Here is a 20291-nt window from a genome sequence, read left to right on the forward strand (position 1 = left end):
ATTGCGGATGCGCTGCTCCCGCAAATCGGATTGACACCGTTTTGCCAATGCTCAAAACCCCGGCAACAGCAACAAACGGCCCGGGAACAAACTTATGAGCCTTGCCACCACGTCAGCCGCCGCCGGCGGCGCCAGGAGCGACATCGAAACCTCGACCATCCGCACGATTTCATGGCGGCTCATTCCATTCCTGATCCTGGCCTATTTCTTTTCCTATCTCGACCGCGTCAATCTCGGCTTCGCCGCGCTCACCATGAACGCGGAACTGAAATTCACGCCGCTGATCTTCGCTTGGGGCGCCGGCATCTTCTTCATCGGTTATTTCATCTTCGAGGTGCCGAGTAACCTCGCGCTGGAAAAATTCGGCGCCAGCCGCTGGATCGCGCGCATCATGGTGACCTGGGGCATCATCTCGGCGGCGATGGCGCTGGTGAGTGGCGAACTGAGTTTTTACGTGCTCCGGTTTCTGCTTGGCGTCGCCGAAGCCGGCTTCTTTCCCGGCATCATTCTCTATCTGACCTATTGGTATCCGGCGGAATATCGTGCGCGGTTCCTCGCTGCGTTTGCGATCGCCGTTCCCGTCTCGACCGTGATCGGCGCGCCGATCTCGGGTCTGCTGCTCGGGCTCGACGGCATGATGGGGCTGAAGGGCTGGCAGTGGCTGTTCATTCTCGAGGGTATTCCCTCCGTGCTGCTCGGCATCGTCACCTGGTTCTATCTCACCGATAAACCTGAGAAGGCGGATTGGCTCACATCGGAACAGAAGGCGTGGCTGGCGGCAAAGCTGCAGGCGGAGATCGCGACCAAGCAGGCGGCAAAGCACCTGACGCTCGGGCAGGCGCTGTCATCGCCGAAGGTGATCATGCTGAGCATCGTCTATTTCGGTTTCGTCGGTGCGCTCTACGGCATGCAGTTCTGGCTGCCGCAGATCGTGAAAGCATTCGGCCTCAGCAATGCGCAGACCGGTTTCGTCACCGCGATCCCGTTCCTGTTCGGCACCATCGCGATGACCCTGTGGGCGCGGCACTCCGACGCCACGCGCGAACGCGTCGCCCATGTCGGTGGGCCGCTGCTGCTCACCGCCGTCGCGCTCGGCGCCTCCAGCTACATCACCGATCCCGTCACGACGATGGTGCTGCTGACGATCGCCGCGATCGGCGTGTTCTGTACCTTCGCGGTGTTCTGGACGTTGCCGACGGCGTGGCTGTCGGGCACGGCCGCAGCCGGCGCGATCGCGCTGATCAATTCGATCGGCAACCTCGCGGGTTTTGGCGGGCCGTATCTGGTCGGCTGGGTCAAGGAAGCCACCGGCAGCACATCGACCGGCTTGCTGGTGCTGTCGCTGCTGCCGCTTGCGGCGGGGCTGCTGGTGTTTCTCGGCGGCCACGACACCAAGACCGAGTTCGGCGCAGCAGGGCAGGGGAAGTAGCTTCTGTCGTCCCGGCCTAGTGCGCAATTGCGCACGGGGGCCGGGACCCATACGCCGCGGCCGCGGGAACGGGCAGGCTGGGGCGAGACCTTTCGTAAGCAAGGAGCATCGTGGTTATGGGTCCCGGCCCCCCGTGCGCAATTGCGCACTAGGCCCGGACGACAACGGTAATACCCCGTTAACTCACGAATTGGTGTTCACTGACGAATATTGACATTCGTCAGTGAACACTCAATAATCTTCATCAGCATATAGCCGATGGAGAATTCGATGTTCGCCCGATCCATTTTTTCCAGCTATTACAGGCTCTTGACCGGCGCGATGCTGGCGTTGGCGGTGTTCGCGCTGACCGGCTGCAATGAAAAGGCGGCCGAAAAGGCCGCTCCCGGGCGTCCGGTTCTGGTCGCCACCGTGCATTATGAGGCGGAAACGCCGGAACGCAGCTTCGTTGGCACCATCAGGCCCCGGATCGAGACCGACATGGGTTTCCGGGTCCCGGGCAAGGTCGCAAAGCGCCTCGTGGAAGTCGGCCAGACCGTTGATGTCGGCCAGCCGCTCGCCACCCTCGATGAAGTCGATCTGAAGCTGCAGGCCGAGCAGTCCGAAGCGGAATACCGTGCCGCGACCGGCGTGCTGGCGCAGGCCTCCGCGTCCGAGCAGCGCGCCAAGGATCTGCGCGCCAAGGGCTGGACCACGGACGCGCAAATGGATCAGAGCCGCGCCGCCGCCGATGAGGCCCGCGCGCGCTTCTATCGTGCCGAACGTTCGGTCGAACTGACCAAGAACTCGCTCTCTTATGCGACGCTGATCGCAGATACCCGCGGCGTCGTCACCGCGACCCTCATCGACGCCGGCCAGGTGGTCGCCTCCGGCCAGACCGCGGTCCGCGTCGCGCGCTTTGCCGAAAAGGAAGCCGTGGTCGCGATCCCGGAAACCCTTGTTGGCCGCGCCAAGGATGGCGCTGCCTCCGTCACGCTGTGGTCGGACGCCAACAAGAAATACGTCGCAAAACTGCGCGAGATCGCGCCGACGGCGGATCCGGCAACGCGCACCTATCTGGCAAAGTTCTCGCTGCCCGGCGCCGGCGACAGCGTGTCGCTCGGCATGACCGCAACGTTGACGCTGTCCGATCCCGCCACCGAGAACGTCGCGAAGCTGCCGCTGTCGGCGCTGTACAGCCAGGGCGGCAATCCCTCGCTCTACATCGTCGACGATGCCGGCGCCGTGACGCTGAAGCCGGTCGTCGTGAAGTCCTACGAGAGCAATTCCGTCGTCATCACCGGCGGCGTGCCTGAAGGCGCCAGGGTTGTGGCGCTCGGCGTGCAGAAGCTCGATCCGGCCCAGAAGGTCAGGGTCGTCTCGTCGCTGTCGTTCTGATCCGCGGTCGGTAACAACGGAAAACGTTGGAGAGTGACATGAAGCGCTTCAATCTGTCGGGCTGGGCGGTAAGCCATCCGACGCTGATCCTGTTCCTGATGATCGCGCTGGGTGTGGCCGGCTTCTTCTCCTACGAGCGGCTTGGCCGCGCCGAGGATCCGTTCTTCACCGTGAAGGTGGTCAACGTCTCTGCGATCTGGCCGGGCGCCACGGCGCAGGAGATGCAGACCCAGGTCGCCGATCCCATCGAGAAGAAGCTGCAGGAGCTGCCTTACTTCGAGAAGGTACAGACCTATTCCAAGCCCGCGTTTACCGCGATGCAGGTCACGTTCAAGGATTCGACGCCGCCGGCGCAAGTGCCGTATCTGTTCTATTTGCTCCGCAAGAAGCTCGCCGACGTGCAGGGCCAGTTGCCGGCGGGCCTGCTCGGCCCCAACGTCAATGACGAATTCAGCGACGTCGATTCCATCCTCTATATGATGACCGGCGACGGCGCCGATTACGCGCAGCTGAAGAAGGCCGCCGAAGGCATGCGCCAGCGGCTGCTGAAGGTACCCGGCGTCACCAAGGTCAATCTCTACGGCGCCCAGGACGAGCGCATCTTCGTCGAATTCTCGCACGCCAAGCTGGCGACGATCGGCGTCACGCCGCAGGCGCTGTTCGATTCGCTGGCCAAGCAGAACAACGTCACGCCGGCCGGCACGGTGGAAACTTCCTCGCAGCGCGTGCCGCTGCGCGTCACCGGCGCGCTCGACGGCGCCAAGGCGGTTGCCGAGACGCCGGTCGAGAGCAACGGCCGCATATTCCGCCTGGGCGATATCGCCACCGTCACCCACGGCTTCGTCGATCCACCGACCTTCAAGGCGCGCCAGGAAGGCAAGCCCGCGCTCGGTATCGGCGTGGTCACCGCCAAGGGCGCCAACATCCTCGAGCTCGGCAAGGAAGTCGAGAACGCGAGTAATGACTTCATGAAGGCGGTGCCGCAGGGCATCAATGTCGAGCAGATCGCCGACCAGCCCAAGGTGGTCGAGCGCGCGGTCGGCGAGTTCGTGCACTCCTTCGTCGAAGCGCTGGCGATCGTGCTGTTCGTCTCGTTCCTGGCGCTTGGCTGGCGAACCGGCATCGTGGTGGCGATGTCGGTGCCGCTGGTGCTGGCGATCGTCTTCATCGTCATGAACGCGATGTCGATCGATCTGCACCGTATTACATTGGGCGCGCTGATCATCGCGCTCGGCCTGCTCGTCGACGACGCCATCATCGCGGTTGAGATGATGGTGGTGAAGATGGAGCAGGGCTGGGACCGCGTTCGCGCGGCCTCCTTTGCCTGGGAATCGACTGCGTTTCCGATGCTCACGGGAACGCTGGTCACGGCCGCTGGCTTCCTCCCCATCGGCTTTGCCAATTCCGCGGTCGGCGAATATGCCGGCGGCATTTTCTGGATCGTGGCGATTTCGCTGGTGGCGTCCTGGTTCGTCGCGGTGATCTTCACGCCTTATATCGGCGTCAAGCTGCTGCCGAACATCAAGGTCCACCACAACCACGATCCGCACGCGGTCTATGAGACCCGCGTCTATCGCATCCTGCGCAGCATGGTGCAGTGGTGCGTCGACCACCGCATCAAGGTGGTGGTGGCAACCGTCGGCGTGTTCGCGCTCTCGATCGTCGGCTTTGGCAATGTCCAGCAGCAGTTCTTCCCGCTGTCCGAACGCCCCGAACTGTTCCTGCAGCTGCGCCTGCCCGAAGGCACCGCCTTCAACGTTACCGAGAAGTCGGTGAAGAAGGCCGAGGCGCTGCTCAAGGACGACAAGGACATCGCGACCTACACCTCCTATGTCGGCCAGGGTTCGCCGCGCTTCTGGCTCGGCCTTAACCCGCAACTGCCGAACGAGGCCTTCGCCGAAATCGTGATCGTCTCCAAGGACGTCGACGCCCGCGAGCGCATCAAGGCGCGGCTGGAGAAGGCGGTCGCCGGCGGCGACCTCTCCGAGGCGCGTGTGCGCATCGACCGCTTCAATTTTGGCCCGCCGGTCGGCTTCCCGGTCCAGTTCCGCGTGATCGGCCCCGACCCCAACAAGGTCCGCGACATCGCCTATCAGGTGCGTGACGTAATGCGGCAGAATCCCAATGCCCTGGAGCCGCAGCTCGACTGGAACGAGCAGTCGCCCTACCTCAAGCTCGTGGTCGATCAGGACCGTGCCCGTGCGCTTGGTCTTACCCCGCAGGACGTCTCGCAGGCGCTCAGCATGCTGATCTCGGGTGCGCCGGTGACGACCATCCGCGACGGCATCGAGAAGGTCGGCGTCATCGCCCGCGCGGTTCCGTCCGAGCGGCTCGATCTCGGCCATGTCGGCGACCTCACCGTGACTTCACGCAACGGCGTTGCCGTGCCGCTGCAGCAGATCGCCAAGATCGAATACGCCCATGAGGAACCGATCCTGTGGCGGCGTAACCGCGACATGGCGATCACCGTGCGCACCGACGTCGCCGACGGCGTGCAGGCGCCCGACGTCACCAACCAGATCTGGCCGAAGCTGCAGCAGATCCGCGATAGCCTCGAGCCGGCCTACCGGATCGAGCCGGGCGGCGCGTTCGAGGAATCCGCCAAGGGCAACGCCTCGATCGCCGTGCTGTTTCCGCTGATGGCGCTTGTCATGCTGACGCTCTTGATGATCCAGCTGCAGAGCTTCTCGCGCCTGATCCTGGTGTTTTTGACGGCGCCGCTCGGCATCGTCGGCGCCTCGCTCGGCCTCAACATCGCGGGCCAGCCGTTCGGCTTCGTGGCGCTGCTCGGGCTGATCGCGCTGGCCGGCATGATCATGCGCAACGCGGTCATTCTGGTCGACCAGATCGAGACCGACGTTTCCCATGGCATGACGCGCAAGGAAGCCATCGTCGAAGCCACCGTGCGGCGTGCCCGGCCGGTGATCCTGACGGCGCTGGCCGCGATCCTGGCCATGATTCCGCTGTCGCGTTCGGCCTTCTGGGGTCCGATGGCGATCACCATCATGGGCGGTTTGTTCGTTGCAACCTTCCTGACCTTGCTGTACCTGCCGGGCCTCTACGCGCTCTGGTTCCGCAAGAGCCTGGAAGAAAGCGGCCAAACCAAGCAGCCCGATCTTGCGCCGCAGCATGCCGCCAAGGATCTGAGCACGTCTCCGCTCGCATTTCCGCTTGCCGACGCGGCGGAATAATTGAACATTGGTTCTGACATGACGCTGATTGCTGAAAATGTGGAAACCGACACGCGGGAGCGTATTCTCGTCGTGGCGGAGCGTCTGTTCAGGCAGCTCGGCTACCAGAAGACGACGGTCGCCGACATCGCCAAAGAACTGCGCATGAGCCCGGCCAACGTCTATCGCTTCTTCGATTCGAAGAAGTCGATCCACGAAGGCGTGGCGCGCACCCTGATGGGCGAGGTCGAGACCGAGGCGCGGCGGATCGTGGCTGCACCCGGTCCGGCAAAGCCGCGCCTGCGCGATCTGCTCACGACCGTCAATCGCATGAACTCGGAGCGCTATGTTGGCGATAACAAGCTGCATGAGATGGTCGCGATCGCGATGGAGGAGGACTGGGACGTCTGCGTCGCCCATATCGAGTGCGTCACCGGCATGATCGGCGAGGTGATCGGGCAGGGCGTGGCGTCCGGCGAGTTCGAGGCCCCCGACCTGCCGCTGGCCGCGCTCTGTACCTGCACCGGCATGATCCGCTTTTTCCACCCGCAGATGATCGCGCAGGCCGTCAACAAGCCTACCGCCACAATCGACCAGATGATCGATTTCCTGTTCCGCGCGCTGGAGCCGCGGCAGGCGAAATAGCCGGATTTCCGACGTAGGGTGGGCAAAGGCGCATGCGCCGTGCCCACCATTCCTACTTCAATTAGGGCGGTGGGCACGCTACGCTTTGCCTAACCCACCGATTGAAGGAAACACCGGAAAATGGACGCCAAGAGCCCGAAAGACCTGCATTTTTACGAGCCTGCCAAGGGCCACGGCCTCAAGCACGACCCCTTCAACGCCATCATCGCGCCGCGCCCGATCGGGTGGATTTCGTCGCGCGATACCAACGGCAACGTCAACCTGGCGCCTTACAGCTTCTTCAACGCGTTCTGCTACAAGCCGCCGATCATCGGCTTCTCCTCCACCAACTGGAAGGACAGCGCCGCCAATATCCAGGAGACCAAGGAGTTCGTCTGGAATCTCGCCACCATGGACCTGGCGCAGCAGATGAACGCCACCGCGGCCCACGTCGCCCGCGACGTCAGCGAGTTCAATATCGCCGGCCTCACGGCGGTACCCGGCAAGCTCGTCAATGTGCCGCGCGTCGCCGAAAGCCCGGTCGCGTTCGAATGCCGGCTGACGCAGATCATCCAGCTGCAGGGCGCCAATGGCGACAAGGCGCAGGCCTGGCTGACGCTCGGCGAAGTCGTCGCCGTCCACATCGACAAGGCCATGATCAAGGACGGCGTCTACCAGACCGCGATGGCCCGCCCGATCGTCCGCGCCGGCCGCAGCGGCGACTATTTCGAGATCAAGCCGGAAAACATGTTCGAGATGATCCGGCCGGATTGATCGTCTCACTCCGCGCTTCGCGGGGTTCGCAAATCGTTCCTGCGATTGAACCAACACCGGTTCCGGCTACACCCAAACCGTGTAGCGCGGATGCAACGACTGCCGTGACCCGGCCGATTACGGCCTGGTCATCGAAGCAGCGCTTGACGACGGGTGTCGAATGCAGTTTTTCCTTTGTGAGATTGTCGCTCGCCTCGTCGCGATCTATTTTTGCTTCGATTGCGGCCGCAGATTCTGGAATGGCCTCGTCGAAAGAAAAATCGAGCTCGAGGGCGAGGATATTCTGGACTACGAGACCTGGATTTTTCAGAAAGACGAAGCGCCGGTCCGTTACTGGATCTCAATGGGCTGGAATTTGATCACCCTGGCTGCGTGCGTCGTTGTTGCAATATTCGGGTGGTGGCTCCCAAAGACCTGAGCCTCCGCTGTCGCAGCATGCAGCTCAACCCGATCGCCCCGCGCGACAATGGCCGGTCCTGAACCGGCTTGGCACTGGACGCGACTAATTGTCCGGTCGGCCACGCCGGCCAGTCGCCGGCAATGATTTCTCCCTTGATCTAGCCAAATTGGCTTTAGAGATGAACATGAACAAGCGGGCTTTGTTCTCCATCACAGCTGTGCTCGTGGTTGCGCTTCCGTTGGCGTATGGCGCTGCGACGCAGGCGCTGTCGAACGATCCGGTGCACCATGAGCAGGATGGTGACGAACCGTCAAAGGACGACCGCGAGGCCGCTGGTATCCTTCAGTTTGCCGCTGACCAGGGAGACGCCGGCGCGCAGGTCGATCTCGGGATCGTCTATGCGCAAGGGCGCGGCCTGCCGAACGATGACCGCGAGGCCGCGCGCCTCTTCAAGCTCGCTGCGGGCCAGGGAAATCCCGTGGCGCAATACAACCTCGGCGTCTTCTACGACGAGGGACGTGGCGGATTGCAACAAGACGACCGCGAGGCCGCCCGCCTCTTCAAGCTGGCTGCCGATCAGGGATACGCCAGCGCTCAGGTCAATCTCGGGCACTTCTACAGCGAGGGTGCCGGCGGACTGCCGAACGATCGCCGCGAGGCCGCTCGCCTCTACAGGCTCGCTGCGGAGCAGGGCGACGCCACGGCGCAATACAATCTCGGGCTCTATTACGACCAGGGCCGTGGCGGATTGCAAAAGGACGACCGCGAGGCTGTCCGCTTCTACAAGCTCGCCGCCGACCAGGGATACGCCAGCGCTCAGGTCAATCTCGCCTCCTTCTACGACGAGGGCCTTGGCGGACTGCAAAAGAATGAGCGCGAGGCCGCTCGCCTCTTCGAACTTGCTGCGGACCAGGGAGACGCGACAGCGCAATACAACCTCGGGCTCTTCTACAGCGTGGGTCATGGCGGACTGCCAAAGGACGAGCGCGAGGCCGCCCGCCTCTACAAGCTCGCCGCTGACCAGGGCGACGCCAGCGCTCAGCTCAGTCTCGGGAACTTCTACGACGATGGCCTTGGCGGTTTGCAGAAGGATGCGCGCGAGGCCGCTCGGCTCTTCAAGCTCGCTGCGGAGCAGGGAAACCCTGCCGCGCAATTCAACCTCGGGCTCTTCTACAGGCAGGGTCATGGCGGACTGCAACAGGACGACCGCGAGGCCGCCCGCCTCTACAGGCTCGCCGCCGACCAGGGAAGCGTCAGTGCCCAGGTCAGTCTCGGGCACTTCTACGCCGAGGGTATTGGCGGCCTGCTAAAGGACGAAGGCGAGGCCGCGCGCCTGTTCAAGCTGGCTGCGGAGCAGGGAAATCCGACAGCGCAACAAAACCTCGGGCTGTTCTACGAAGAGGGTCGCGGCGGCCTGGAAAAGAATGAGCAGGAAGCGGCTCGTCTCTACAAGCTCGCCAACGAGCAGCGAAGCTTGCTTGAGAAAATGTCACGTTTGGCGATGCAGAGCGCGCGGCTGGCGATTGAGATAGCCTCGCGCTTCTAGCCACGTGCTCCGGTCTATCTGGCTTTAAGCACTCTGAGAGCCGCAATAGCCTCAGCGGAAGGTTCTCGTGCGTGCGGCTCACGAGACATCCAGAACCGATATTTGCGCGGCTCGCGGCGCTTGAGGATCGGCCAGGTAAATGCCATCGCGCGCGTGATACTGCCATCATTATCAACGAGCCAGATCCGACCGAGGCTCAACGGTATCGGTGTTTCTTCTATTCGCTTCCATTTGCTGGGACTGGGTTCGACGGCCCGTCGAAATCGCTTGAACAGCATTGGCTATCCCTCGTTTCCCCGCACGTATTCTACTAGCCAAAACCCGGCCGTCCAGCGGGCGCTTACACGCGCCGCCTGTGCGATGGTCCGGCTTCCGCGCACCCTTCCTGGGGCTTCCGGACCGCTCGGCTCCTGCGAGCTTTTCTAGCTTGACGCAAAGCGCTCTCGCCAGCGGCGCAGTGGCAGGCTTCTGCGAGCTCGTTCAGGAAATGGCGACCGCAGCCTGGAATTGTTCGGCGAAGACGGCGTATTGCGATTGCGAAGGAGTTCGCCGAGCCCGATGCTGAAGTGCAGGCCTGTCCTGTTCACGCTGCTCCTCGAATAGCTGCGGTCTGGCGTCGGCTGATCAACCCTGCTGATGGGTGGTGCGGCGACGATGGGCGTGCCCTTGTCGGCCAGTCTGGCCTTGTATTCAAAGAAGATCTCGCCCGCGACACCTCCAGCCACCAACGCGACGCATATCAATGAAGCCAAGGTCTCGACGCCATGAAACCAAAATATGCAGCTCACAACCTCAAGAAAAAGACCGGCAAGCAGCACATAACCGGCTATGCGCGCGCGACGCAAATTATAGTCGGCGTCTCCGAAGTCTCTACAACGGTCGTCGGAGCGTGTTGTCATAGCTGATAATCCCTGTTTGCAGTCGGGCGGTCCCATCCGTCCCTGTTCGTGATCTACATCTAACCTGCGCGGTGCCACTGTGATGAACGTCACTCGGCACGCGCCGGCGCGGTAGTTGATGGCGGGCACCAGGCTTCGGGCAGGGCGACTCAATCCACCTCACGCACCTCGTGGCTCATTCGATCACACGGTCGGCGCTGGCGGTAACGGACGCTGGTATCGTGATGTTGAGTACGCGCGCGGTGCGCAAATTGAGCCATACTTCATAAACAGTAGGCTCTTCACGGGGATACTGGCCGGGTTCTCCCCTTTCATGATCGGAAGTGGCCGGCTTTAAGGGCGAGCGCCATAAACCTTCGTATAGTTCCGCGACCCGTTGAGATACCCGACGTTTACCTACGTCCAATTGAGCCGCCGATCGCGATCATCTTAGCTAGGGGCTCCGGTAGCGCCCCTCGCGCTATCGCTGCCCTCCTTGGGCGTTTCCTCCCTAGACTTGGGCCGCTTGCACCAACGCAGGCGGCCTTCTTTTTGTGTATGCCGTCACGTCCGCAAACAAATCCGCGCCAGTACGGATTCCAATCCACAACCCGGCCGTGGTGCCTGCTCCTGCCACTTCGGCAAGCAAGGGAAGACGTGGAGGAGGAAATGATCCGGTGGCGCCTCGCCGACGGCGAACGGATGCGCAGGCTGCCTTGAGGACTTCCTGAAGCAGGGCGCGAATGATCGCGTAGAAACCTGCGAGTCCGTTCATGGCACTTGTCGCACATGGCGCGATCCGCCCGGCATGTCCGAGCTGCCGCGGTGAGCGGACATCGACGGGCACGCCAGCATCGACGCGAATGACCCACAGCCGAATTTGTTGGACTTCAATCTGCCTACTTCCAGATGGCCGGTCGGAGCGGCTACAATGCCGGCCGTCGTCCGAGGAAAAATCGATGAGGCGGCGCGAGTTCATCGCTGCAATTGGGAGTGCGGCCGCGTGGTCGCTTCCTGCTCTGGGACAACAGGCGGCTTCGCGGACTCTGGGCGTCCTTGACGTTGGATCGCTCGAGGGGGCACGGAGAAATTTTGGCTCGGTCCAGGACCGCTTGGCCGAAATGGGCTATGTCGAGGGCCGAAATCTCGCGCTTGAATACCGTTGCGCCGATAGTCACGAGGACCGACTAGGTGAGTTGGCCCGTGATCTGGTTCGGCATCGAGTAAATGCCATCGCTGTTTTTGCAGGGCCTTCAATCATGGCCGCCAAGGCCGCCACCACGTCAATTCCGATCATTTTTCTGACCGGTTTTGACCCTGTCGCAAGCGGTTTCGTCGTAAGCCTGAACAGACCGGCCGGCAACGCGACGGGGGTTTCAGTTCTCAATGTAGAGGTAATGACCAAACGGCTGCAGATGCTTTGTGAACTGGTGCCGACGGCGAAGTCTATTGGGTTCTTCTATAATCCAACAAGCCTCGTATCAGGGTACGAGGACACTCTGAGGAGATTGGAACTGGCGGCTGATACCTTGGGAGTGAAGCTGCTCCGTGTCGAGACAGGAGGCCCCGATGATTTCAAGGAGGCTTTCGCAAGGATGGCTGGCGTGCGGCCGGATGCGTTGTTGATTTCGGCTGACGCATTGATGCTTCGAAACCGCGAAAGCCTTGCTGGTCTGACAGCTCAACACCGCATACCGGCACTCTATCCAATTCGTGAATTCGCTGCTGATGGCGGATTGGTAAGTTACGGACCGAACTACGCCGAGGCCCGCCGACAGGTGGGCGACTATCTTGGCCGGGTTCTGAACGGCGAAAGGCCGGAAAACCTGCCGGTCCAGCAAGTCACAAAATTCGAACTCGTCATCAACATGAAGACAGCAAAGGCGTTGGGCCTTGGTGTACCAACTTCGCTGCTTGGCCGCGCCGACGAAGTGATTGAGTGAGCTTGTTGGAGTGCATAGGTCCGTTGTTGGCACCTGTTGGCCATGGCGCGGTCCGCCCGGCAGGTCCGAGCTGCCCAAGTGAGCGGACATCGACGGGCACGCCAGCATCGACGCGAACTGAGATGTTGGCCGAGCACAACGGCAACGCTCTGGATGCGGGTTTCGGCTAGCAGATCAATGGGGCCGGGCGCCGGCGCAGCACGCCTGACCTGCGTGAGTGCTCAGTCGCGTTCGAGGATCTTGGCGCCCGGGTAGACCTGGCGGGCGTAGGCAACGACCAGCGCGCGGTGCTGTGTCTCGAGGAACGGAGTCCGGATCTGACACGACCCGACGATGAGGTGCCACAAGCCGTTAATCTTCTGGATAATGACGTCCATGACTGTGCTTCCTTTGCAGGTTTCGCGGTGGGTTACTCCGCCCAGCGCTCACATTCGCGAGCAACTGGCCGAGCCAATGCCTTGGCCGCATCAGCGTGTGCGGCCTTCTCAGCTCCGCCGCTCGATCCCGGTTCGAACGGCATAACGCCGTTGAACTACAACCTCTCGCACAGGGACGGATCGGACCATTGCACGGACGTTCAGCAGTGCCTTACATTCGTTTGGGACGATGATACTTAGGTTTATGATTGACGACCTGCGGGGCTTGTCGCTGCTTCATCGGAGGTCCGCCGCGCGCCCATCATTGCCGCATGGTCCTGTGCTTTCCCGCGACAAATTGACCCGACGGGCAAATCAGTTCCGATTGTCAGAAATCGTGTCAAGTCAAAAATTTCCGAAAATCAAAAATATTTCTCTTTCCTTCGACCCAAATCACCGGCACATTCTCGCCATCCCGTCCCACTCAGAGGGGCGTTGGCCATCGTCACGACGAGGGACGGGTCGCGGTGGACGCTGAGGTTGCGATTGACGGTCGCGGCTGAAGCGTACGGCGAAAGCGTGTGGTCCTGGCGCCCGTAACGGCGTCAAGTCTTTCGGGAGCCAACGCTTCGGAGGGACGACGGTGGCAATAGAGGCCGTCTCACCGGGGAGAGCGCGTCATAAGCCGTAAAGCCATTGCGCAGGGAATGTCGGATGCTCTCCGCTGCCCTGTATGCTCGTGTGCACCATCTTGTTGCACAATCGCACACGAGACCGCGGGTGCAGCGCGCATCCGGCATTCCCTGCGCCCTCTGAATTGAAGAGGGTAAGGAATTTCTGGCAAAGCTCGGGCGTAATGCGCCGCGAGAATGCGGACGTGCATCTAGGATGACATGCGGCCACACACTCACTGTCGTCCCGGGCTTGGCCTCAGATGCGCAATTGCGCATCGGGGGACCCATACGCCGCGGCCCTTGTTGTTGAAGAAGGTATCTGACGCCAGCGTTCTCACCGATGGGCCGCGGCGTATGGATCCCGGCTCAAGGCCGGGACGACGCGAGGCGGAGAGCGAGCACGCTACCCCTCAGCTCCGGAACTGACACGCCCCACGGCCGTTATCTCCCGCCGCCCGGCCGCGTCAATTTCGCCCGATTTTCAAGGGCGAAGTGTTCACCCAAACCCCGCATCATCAGCTAAAATAGCCTTCCGCGCCGCCGATCCATGAGGACCGCCATGAGCTTCCGCCGCGATTTCATCACCAAGCCGATCTTCTCCTGGGCCCGCGGCGTGTTGCCGTCGATGTCCGACACCGAGCGCGAGGCGCTGGAGGCCGGTGACGTCTGGTGGGACGCCGACCTCTTCACCGGCAATCCCGACTGGTCGAAATTGCTTGGCTACGCGCCGGCGACGCTGACGGCGGAGGAAGAAGCCTTCCTCCATGGTCCGGTCGACGAACTCTGCGCCATGCTCGACGACTGGAAGATCAATTGGGAATGGCGCGACCTGCCGCCGGAGGCGTGGGCCTTCATCAAGCGCCACAAATTCTTCGGCATGATCATTCCCAAAGAGTATGGCGGCCTCGGCTTCTCGCCTTACGCGCATTCCGAGGTGGTGCGAAAACTCTCGTCGCGCTCGCTGACCGCCGCCGTCACCGTGATGGTGCCGAACTCGCTCGGGCCCGGCGAACTCTTGATGCGCTTCGGCACAAAAGAGCAACAGCAGCAATGGCTGCCGCGCCTGGCCGATGGCCGCGACATTCCCTGCTTCGGGCTGACCAGTCCGGAAGCCGGCTCCGACGCCGCCTCGATGATCGACACCGGTATTATCTGCAAGGGTCAGTTCGAAGACCGCGAAGTGCTGGGGCTGCGCCTTAACTGGCACAAGCGCTATATCACGCTCGGCCCGGTCGCGACGCTGCTCGGCCTCGCCTTCAAGGCCTACGACCCCGATCATCTGGTGGGCTCGCAGGAAGAACTCGGCATCACCGTGGCGCTGATCCCGACGCACCTTCCCGGCGTCGAAATCGGCAAGCGCCATCTGCCGGCGATGCAGGTGTTCCAGAACGGCCCGAACTGGGGCCGCGATGTCTTTATCCCGATGGATTACATCATCGGTGGCCAGGAACGTCTCGGCCAGGGCTGGAAAATGCTGATGACCGCGCTCGCCGCCGGCCGCGGCATCTCGCTGCCGTCGCTGTCGGCCGCGGGCGCGGCCTATGCCGCGCGCACCTCTGGCGCCTATGCCCGCATCCGCGAGCAGTTCGGCATCTCCATCTCAAGATTCGAAGGCATCGAGGAGCCGCTGGCGCGCATTGCCGGCACGGCCTATTTGCTCGACGCCGCGCGGCGGCTGACCTGTGCGGCGCTCAACCAGGGCCGTCATCCCGCGGTCATTTCCGGCATCATGAAGCTGCACGCCACCGAGCGGATGCGGATTGCGATCGACGACGCCATGGACATCCATGGCGGCAAGGCGGTCATTGACGGCCCGCAGAACTATCTCGGCAACCTCTATCGCTCGGTGCCGGTCGGCATCACCGTCGAAGGCGCCAACATCCTGACCCGTAATCTGATCGTGTTCGGGCAGGGCGCGATCCGCGCCCATCCCTATCTGCTCGACGAGATGAACGCGCTCGGTGAAGCCGATCGCGCCAGAGGGCTGGATGCTTTCGACAAGGCGTTCTGGAGCCATGTCGGGCATAGTTTCAAGACCATGTTCCGCGCCTGGGGCCGCAGCTGGAGCTTTGGCATGTTCGCGCCGGCGCCAGACGCTGGTGATGCAACCAAATTCTATCGCCAGCTCTCCCGCTACTCCTCGGCCTTCGCGCTCTGCGCCGACATGGCACTGTTGACCTTGGGCGGTGCGCTCAAGCGCAAGGAAATGCTCTCGGCCCGGTTCGGCGATATCCTCTCCGAACTCTATCTGCTTTCGGCCGCGCTGAAACGCTGGCAGGACGAGGGCCGCCAGCAAGCCGATTTCGCCGCACTGGAATGGTGCATGGCGAGCGGCTTCAAAACCATCGAGAACCGCTTTGCCGAGATCCTCAATAATCTGCCCAATCGCTTCGTCGCAGTGATCCTGAAATTCCTGATCCAGCCGTTCGGCTCGCGGGTGGTCGGTCCGACAGACCGGGTCGTCCATCTCTGCGCGCAGCTGGTGCTGTCGCCATCGGCGGCGCGCGATCGGTTGACGGCTGATTTGTCGCATGTCGACGACGACCGCGGCGTTTTCAGGCTGGAGAAGGCGTTCCTGCTCGTCACGGCTGCAGATGACATTTCAAAGAAAATGCACGCCGCGCGGCTGCACGACTGGAACGAAGCGGTGCAGAAGGGCGTCATCACCCAGTCCGAGGGCGAAAGGCTCGCCGCGGCGCATGAAGCTGTCGCAAAAGTGATCGAGGTCGACGATTTTGCGCCGGAAGCGCTGTCACCGATTTACAGGAAAGCCGCCGACGTGCATCAATTCTTCCAGGAATTGGGTGAGCAGAGGGCGGCGAGCTGATGGCGCGACCGGTTTTTATTGTCGACGGCAGCCGGACGCCGTTCCTGAAGGCGCGCTCCGGCCCCGGGCCCTTCACCCCGGTCGATCTCGCCGTGCAATGCGGCCGGCCGCTATTGGCCCGGCAACCCTTTGCGCCCACCACGTTCGATCAGGTGATCTTGGGCTGCGTCAACGTCATTGCCGACGAGATGAACCCGGCGCGGGTCGCAGCGCTCCGGCTCGGCATGGGCGAAAAAATGGTCGCCTTCACCGTGCAGATCAATTGCGGCTCCGGCATGCAGTCGATCGACACGGGCTACCGCTACATCCGCGAGGGCGTCTCCGACCTGATCCTGGCCGGCGGCGCCGAGGCGCTCAGCCACGCGCCGCTGGTGTGGCCGCAACAGGGCGTGCGCTGGTTCGCCGGCCTTGCCGGAGCCCGGGGTATCGGCGCAAAGATCATGGCCGCGCTTAAGGTGCGGCCGTCTTATCTCAAGCCGATCATCGGCCTCGAACGCGGGCTGACCGATCCCATCACCGACCTCAACATGGGCCAGACCGCGGAAGTGGTCGGGCATCTCTTCGGCATCACCCGCGCGCAATCCGATGCCTATGCCGCCGAGAGCCACAAGCGGCTCGCCAATGCCCAGAGCCAGGGCTGGCTGAAGGGCGAGGTCGAAACCGCGTTTGCCCGCGACGGCAAATTCTATGACCATGACGACGGCGTGCGGCCGGACTCCACGGCCGAGACATTGGCAAAACTGAAGCCGGTGTTCGAACGGCCCTGGGGCAAGGTCACCGCCGGAAATTCCTCGCAGATCACCGACGGTGCGTCATGGGTGATCCTCGCTTCCGAGAAAGCCGTTGCCAAGCACGGCCTGACGCCGAAGGCGGTCATCCTCGACAGCCAATGGTCGGCGCTCGATCCCTCGATCATGGGTCTCGGGCCGGTGCTGTCGGCGACTGAACTATTGAAGCGAAATAGTCTGACTCTCGGCGATATCGAGACCTGGGAATTGAACGAGGCCTTTGCGACGCAGGTGCTGGGCTGTCTCGCAGCCTGGAACGACGAAAAGTTCTGCAAGGAGATTTTGGGCCTCGACGGTGCGGCCGGTGCCATCGACCAGACCAGAATGAATGTCGATGGCGGCGCGATCAGCCTTGGCCATCCGGTCGGCTGCAGCGGCAACCGCATCGTGCTGCATCTCGTCAACGCCATGAAGCGGTTGGGCACACGGCGCGGCATCGCCACCGAATGTATCGGCGGCGGGCAGGGCGGCGCGATGCTGATAGAGACGGTGTGATCATGGAATCAGAGATCATGGGCGTTCTCGGCGATCGCGTGCTCGAACTCGGGCCGAAGCCCGACGCGGGCGGACCGTACAGGAATTTCAAGCTGACCCGCGACTCCGACGGGATCGCCTGGCTGCTGTTCGACCGCGAAGGCGCCAGCGCCAATACGCTGTCGGCGGATCTGATCGAAGAACTCGGCAAGGTGCTCGGCGAACTCGAAAGCGCACGGCCCGCGGGCCTCGTGATCCGTTCCGCAAAGGAATCCGGCTTCATCGCCGGCGCTGATGTCAACGCGTTTCGTGGTGCGAGCGATGTGCTGTCCGTCGAGACCGAAATCGGCCGGGCACATGCTGTCATCGACCGGCTCGAAGCGCTGCGGATCCCCACGGTCGCCGTGATCCACGGCTTCTGTCTCGGCGGTGGCCTTGAGGTTGCGCTGGCCTGCCAGATGCGGATCGCGATCGATGATGCGCGCTTCGGCTTTCCCGAGGTGATGCTCGGTCTGCATCCCGGTCTCGGCGGCACCGTGCGCTTCACGCAACTGGTCAATCCGATGCAGTCGATGCCGTTGATGCTGACCGGAAAGACCATCGACGCGCGCAAGGCCAAATCGCTGGGTCTGGTCGACGCGGTGACGCAGGAGCGGCACGTCCGCAGCGCGGTGAAGGATGCCGTGTTCGGGCGGCTGAAGCGCGCCGCACCTGGCCTGCTCACCTCGGTCCTGAACTGGGAGCCGGTGCGCAAACTCCTCGCCTCGCGGATGCGCGGCGAGGCGGCCAAGGCGGCGCCGCAGGAACATTATCCCGCGCCCTATGCGCTGATCGATCTCTGGGAAAGTTATGGCGGTGACAGGTACGGCATGCTGCGGGCCGAACAGGCGTCGTTCGCCAAATTGATGGTGACGCCAACGGCGCAGAACCTGATCCGGGTGTTCTTCCTGCGCGAGCAGATGAAGAAGCTCGCCGGCAGCGGCAACAAGATCAACCACGTTCATGTCATCGGCGCGGGCGCGATGGGCGGCGATATCGCGGCCTGGTGTGCAGGTCAGGATATGCGGGTGACGCTGGCCGACATGAAGCCCGAGCCGATCGCCGGCGCGATCAAGCGCGCGTCTGACTTGTTCGGCAAGATCCTGCGCAAGCGCACCAGCGTGCGCGATGCGCTGGACAGGTTGATACCCGACATGGGCGGCGAGGGTGTCCGCAGCGCCGATCTCATCATCGAGGCGGTGCCGGAAAAGCTCGCTCTGAAGCAGAAGGTCTATGCCGGGCTCGAGCCCATCATGAAACCCGGCGCCATCCTTGCCACCAACACGTCGAGCATTCCGCTGCAGGATCTGCGCACCAGTCTGCAAAAGCCCGAGCGGCTGCTCGGCCTGCACTTCTTCAACCCGGTGTCGCGGCTGCAACTGGTCGAAGTGGTCAGCCACGACGGCACGGATGCGCAACTGTTGAAGGAGGCGCTGGCCTTCGTCGGCGCCATCGACCGCCTGCCGCTGCCGGTCAAGTCTTCGCCGGGCTTCCTCGTCAACCGTGCGCTGACGCCTTACATGCTGGAAGCGATGGTGATGCTCGACGAAAAGATCGACAAATCGGTCATCGACGCTGCGGCGAAAAAATTCGGCATGCCGATGGGCCCGATCGAACTCGCCGACCAGGTCGGCCTCGATATCTGCCTCGATGTCGGCGACATGCTGCGCTCGAAATTCGGCGACGCCCTGCCGCCCACACCCGCGTGGCTGCGCGAAAAAGTCGCCAAGGGCGAACTCGGGCGCAAGACCGGCAAGGGATTTTACGTCTGGAAGGACGGCAAGGCGGACACCTCGTCGGCCGCGCCTTCCACCTCGGAACCATCCGCCGAAATGATCGATCGCCTGATGCTGCCGATGTCGAATGTCTGCGTCGCGTGCCTGCACGAAGGCATCGTCGACAATGCCGATGTGGTCGACGGCGCCGTCATCTTCGGCACCGGATATGCGCCGTTCCGTGGCGGCCCGCTGAATTATGCCCGTACCCGCGGCGTGGACAATGTGGTCGCGACCCTGCGCGCGCTCACCGAAAAATTCGGCGGCAGATTCACGCCCGATGCCGGCTGGGAGAATTTCAAGTGAACGAGACGCATGCTCCCCTGAGCACCGAAACCGAGCCGCGCGGCGATCTTTGCATCCGTACCTTGGCGATGCCCGCGGATACCAACGCCAATGGCGACATCTTTGGCGGCTGGCTGCTCAGCCAGATGGATATCGGCGGCGGCGTGTTCGCTTCCAAGATCGCGAATTCGCGCACCGTCACGGTCGCGATCGATGCGATGAATTTTCGCAAGGCCGTCTATGTCGGCGACCTCGTCTCGGTGCACGCCAATCTGGTCCGGATCGGCCGGACCTCGATCACGGTCCATCTCGAGGCCTGGTCGCTGCGCCGCGAAGACAGGCTGTCGATCCTGGTGACCGACGGCAATTTTACCTACGTCTCGATCGACGAGCAGGGCCACCCTCAAGCCATCAAGCGTGAGGGGGCTCCAATCTCGACTTGAGTCTTATGGGCAGGGACGCTCGTAACCGTCACGGCCGATGAACGTGCCGCGGCGCGGATCATAGCTCCGCGAGCGCATGCAGCGCGGCGTGTCGTCGTAAACCCGGGCCGGCGGCGGCGCGACGTATTGCGCTTCCATGCCGCAATAACGCGGCGAAACGGCCACCCAGCCGCCGGGTTGCTCCACATAGCAGCCGTTGTTGTAATAGCGGTAACCGCCCGGGCGGGGCTCGCCCTGGGATGCAATCGCAGCTCCTGTGCCGGCGCCGATGATGGCGCCCGCCGCCGCGCCGCCGCGTCCACCGAGGGCGCCGCCGACGACACCGCCAAGCACGCCACCGACGATCGCGCCGCCGATCGCATCCTGCGCGGCGGCCTGCTGGACCGGTGCGCAAATCGCGAGGGCCAGAAGCGTCGTAACCGCCAATTTCGATACCATGTCCGTTCTCCGGCCTGTTTGTCGCAAATCACTGGATTCGCGGGGAACACT

The 20291-nt window shown here is 62.8% G+C and carries 15 protein-coding genes; 12 read left to right on the plus strand and 3 right to left on the minus strand.

Annotated features, from left to right (window positions below; genetic code table 11):
- The first annotated feature begins 94 nt into the window (after window positions 1-94).
- The 7 genes from JQ611_RS27580 to JQ611_RS27610 all read left to right on the plus strand — a co-directional run bounded on the left by JQ611_RS27580 (window position 95) and on the right by JQ611_RS27610 (window position 9320).
- On the plus strand, window positions 95-1429 hold the full coding sequence (locus tag JQ611_RS27580; protein WP_212467165.1) for an MFS transporter: 1335 nt from the start codon (window positions 95-97) through the stop codon (window positions 1427-1429).
- A gap of 270 nt (window positions 1430-1699) precedes the next feature.
- Complete coding sequence (locus JQ611_RS27585) at window positions 1700-2806, plus strand: efflux RND transporter periplasmic adaptor subunit (protein WP_212467166.1); 1107 nt, start codon at window positions 1700-1702, stop codon at window positions 2804-2806.
- Between the two features lie 38 nt (window positions 2807-2844).
- Complete coding sequence (locus JQ611_RS27590; RefSeq protein WP_212262641.1) at window positions 2845-5997, plus strand: efflux RND transporter permease subunit; 3153 nt, start codon at window positions 2845-2847, stop codon at window positions 5995-5997.
- A gap of 18 nt (window positions 5998-6015) precedes the next feature.
- Window positions 6016-6621, plus strand: a complete 606-nt coding sequence (locus tag JQ611_RS27595; RefSeq protein ID WP_212467195.1) for a TetR/AcrR family transcriptional regulator — start codon at window positions 6016-6018, stop codon at window positions 6619-6621.
- A 120-nt stretch (window positions 6622-6741) separates the two neighbouring features.
- Window positions 6742-7374 (plus strand): flavin reductase family protein, encoded by a 633-nt coding sequence (locus JQ611_RS27600; RefSeq protein WP_212467167.1) that lies wholly within the window; start codon window positions 6742-6744, stop codon window positions 7372-7374.
- Window positions 7375-7534: 160 nt separating this feature from the next.
- On the plus strand, window positions 7535-7792 hold the full coding sequence (locus tag JQ611_RS27605; protein ID WP_212262637.1) for a hypothetical protein: 258 nt from the start codon (window positions 7535-7537) through the stop codon (window positions 7790-7792).
- Between the two features lie 166 nt (window positions 7793-7958).
- Window positions 7959-9320, plus strand: a complete 1362-nt coding sequence (locus tag JQ611_RS27610; RefSeq protein ID WP_212467168.1) for a tetratricopeptide repeat protein — start codon at window positions 7959-7961, stop codon at window positions 9318-9320.
- 422 nt (window positions 9321-9742) lie between these two features.
- On the opposite strand, the gene JQ611_RS27615 is transcribed toward JQ611_RS27610, so the two are convergent.
- On the minus strand, window positions 9743-10219 hold the full coding sequence (locus tag JQ611_RS27615) for a hypothetical protein (RefSeq protein WP_212262633.1): 477 nt from the start codon (window positions 10217-10219) through the stop codon (window positions 9743-9745).
- Window positions 10220-11157: 938 nt separating this feature from the next.
- Here JQ611_RS27615 and JQ611_RS27620 point away from each other — a divergent pair.
- Window positions 11158-12141 carry an ABC transporter substrate-binding protein gene (locus JQ611_RS27620; RefSeq protein ID WP_212467169.1) on the plus strand — a complete coding sequence of 328 codons (984 nt, stop codon included), beginning with the start codon at window positions 11158-11160 and terminating at the stop codon, window positions 12139-12141.
- A gap of 221 nt (window positions 12142-12362) precedes the next feature.
- Here the strand turns inward: JQ611_RS27620 and JQ611_RS27625 are convergent, their stop codons facing one another.
- Window positions 12363-12518 (minus strand): hypothetical protein, encoded by a 156-nt coding sequence (locus JQ611_RS27625; RefSeq protein ID WP_212262629.1) that lies wholly within the window; start codon window positions 12516-12518, stop codon window positions 12363-12365.
- Window positions 12519-13730: 1212 nt separating this feature from the next.
- Here JQ611_RS27625 and JQ611_RS27630 point away from each other — a divergent pair.
- The 4 genes from JQ611_RS27630 (at window position 13731) to JQ611_RS27645 (ending at window position 19802) form a co-directional block, all read left to right on the plus strand.
- Window positions 13731-15998, plus strand: coding sequence for an acyl-CoA dehydrogenase (locus JQ611_RS27630; protein WP_212467170.1), 2268 nt, complete (start codon window positions 13731-13733; stop codon window positions 15996-15998).
- Window positions 15998-17281, plus strand: a complete 1284-nt coding sequence (locus JQ611_RS27635) for an acetyl-CoA C-acetyltransferase (RefSeq protein WP_212467171.1) — start codon at window positions 15998-16000, stop codon at window positions 17279-17281. Before JQ611_RS27630 ends, JQ611_RS27635 begins: the two co-directional genes overlap by 1 nt.
- A gap of 2 nt (window positions 17282-17283) precedes the next feature.
- Complete coding sequence (locus JQ611_RS27640) at window positions 17284-19380, plus strand: 3-hydroxyacyl-CoA dehydrogenase NAD-binding domain-containing protein (protein ID WP_212467172.1); 2097 nt, start codon at window positions 17284-17286, stop codon at window positions 19378-19380.
- A 68-nt stretch (window positions 19381-19448) separates the two neighbouring features.
- Entirely contained in the window at window positions 19449-19802 is a 354-nt protein-coding gene (locus tag JQ611_RS27645; protein ID WP_249133500.1) for an acyl-CoA thioesterase, read from the plus strand.
- Between the two features lie 3 nt (window positions 19803-19805).
- On the opposite strand, the gene JQ611_RS27650 is transcribed toward JQ611_RS27645, so the two are convergent.
- Window positions 19806-20240 carry a BA14K family protein gene (locus JQ611_RS27650; RefSeq protein ID WP_212262618.1) on the minus strand — a complete coding sequence of 145 codons (435 nt, stop codon included), beginning with the start codon at window positions 20238-20240 and terminating at the stop codon, window positions 19806-19808.
- Between the last annotated feature and the right edge of the window lie 51 nt (window positions 20241-20291).

Origin of the sequence: Bradyrhizobium sp. AUGA SZCCT0182 (genome assembly GCF_018130185.1) — a bacterium.
GTDB lineage: Bacteria > Pseudomonadota > Alphaproteobacteria > Rhizobiales > Xanthobacteraceae > Bradyrhizobium.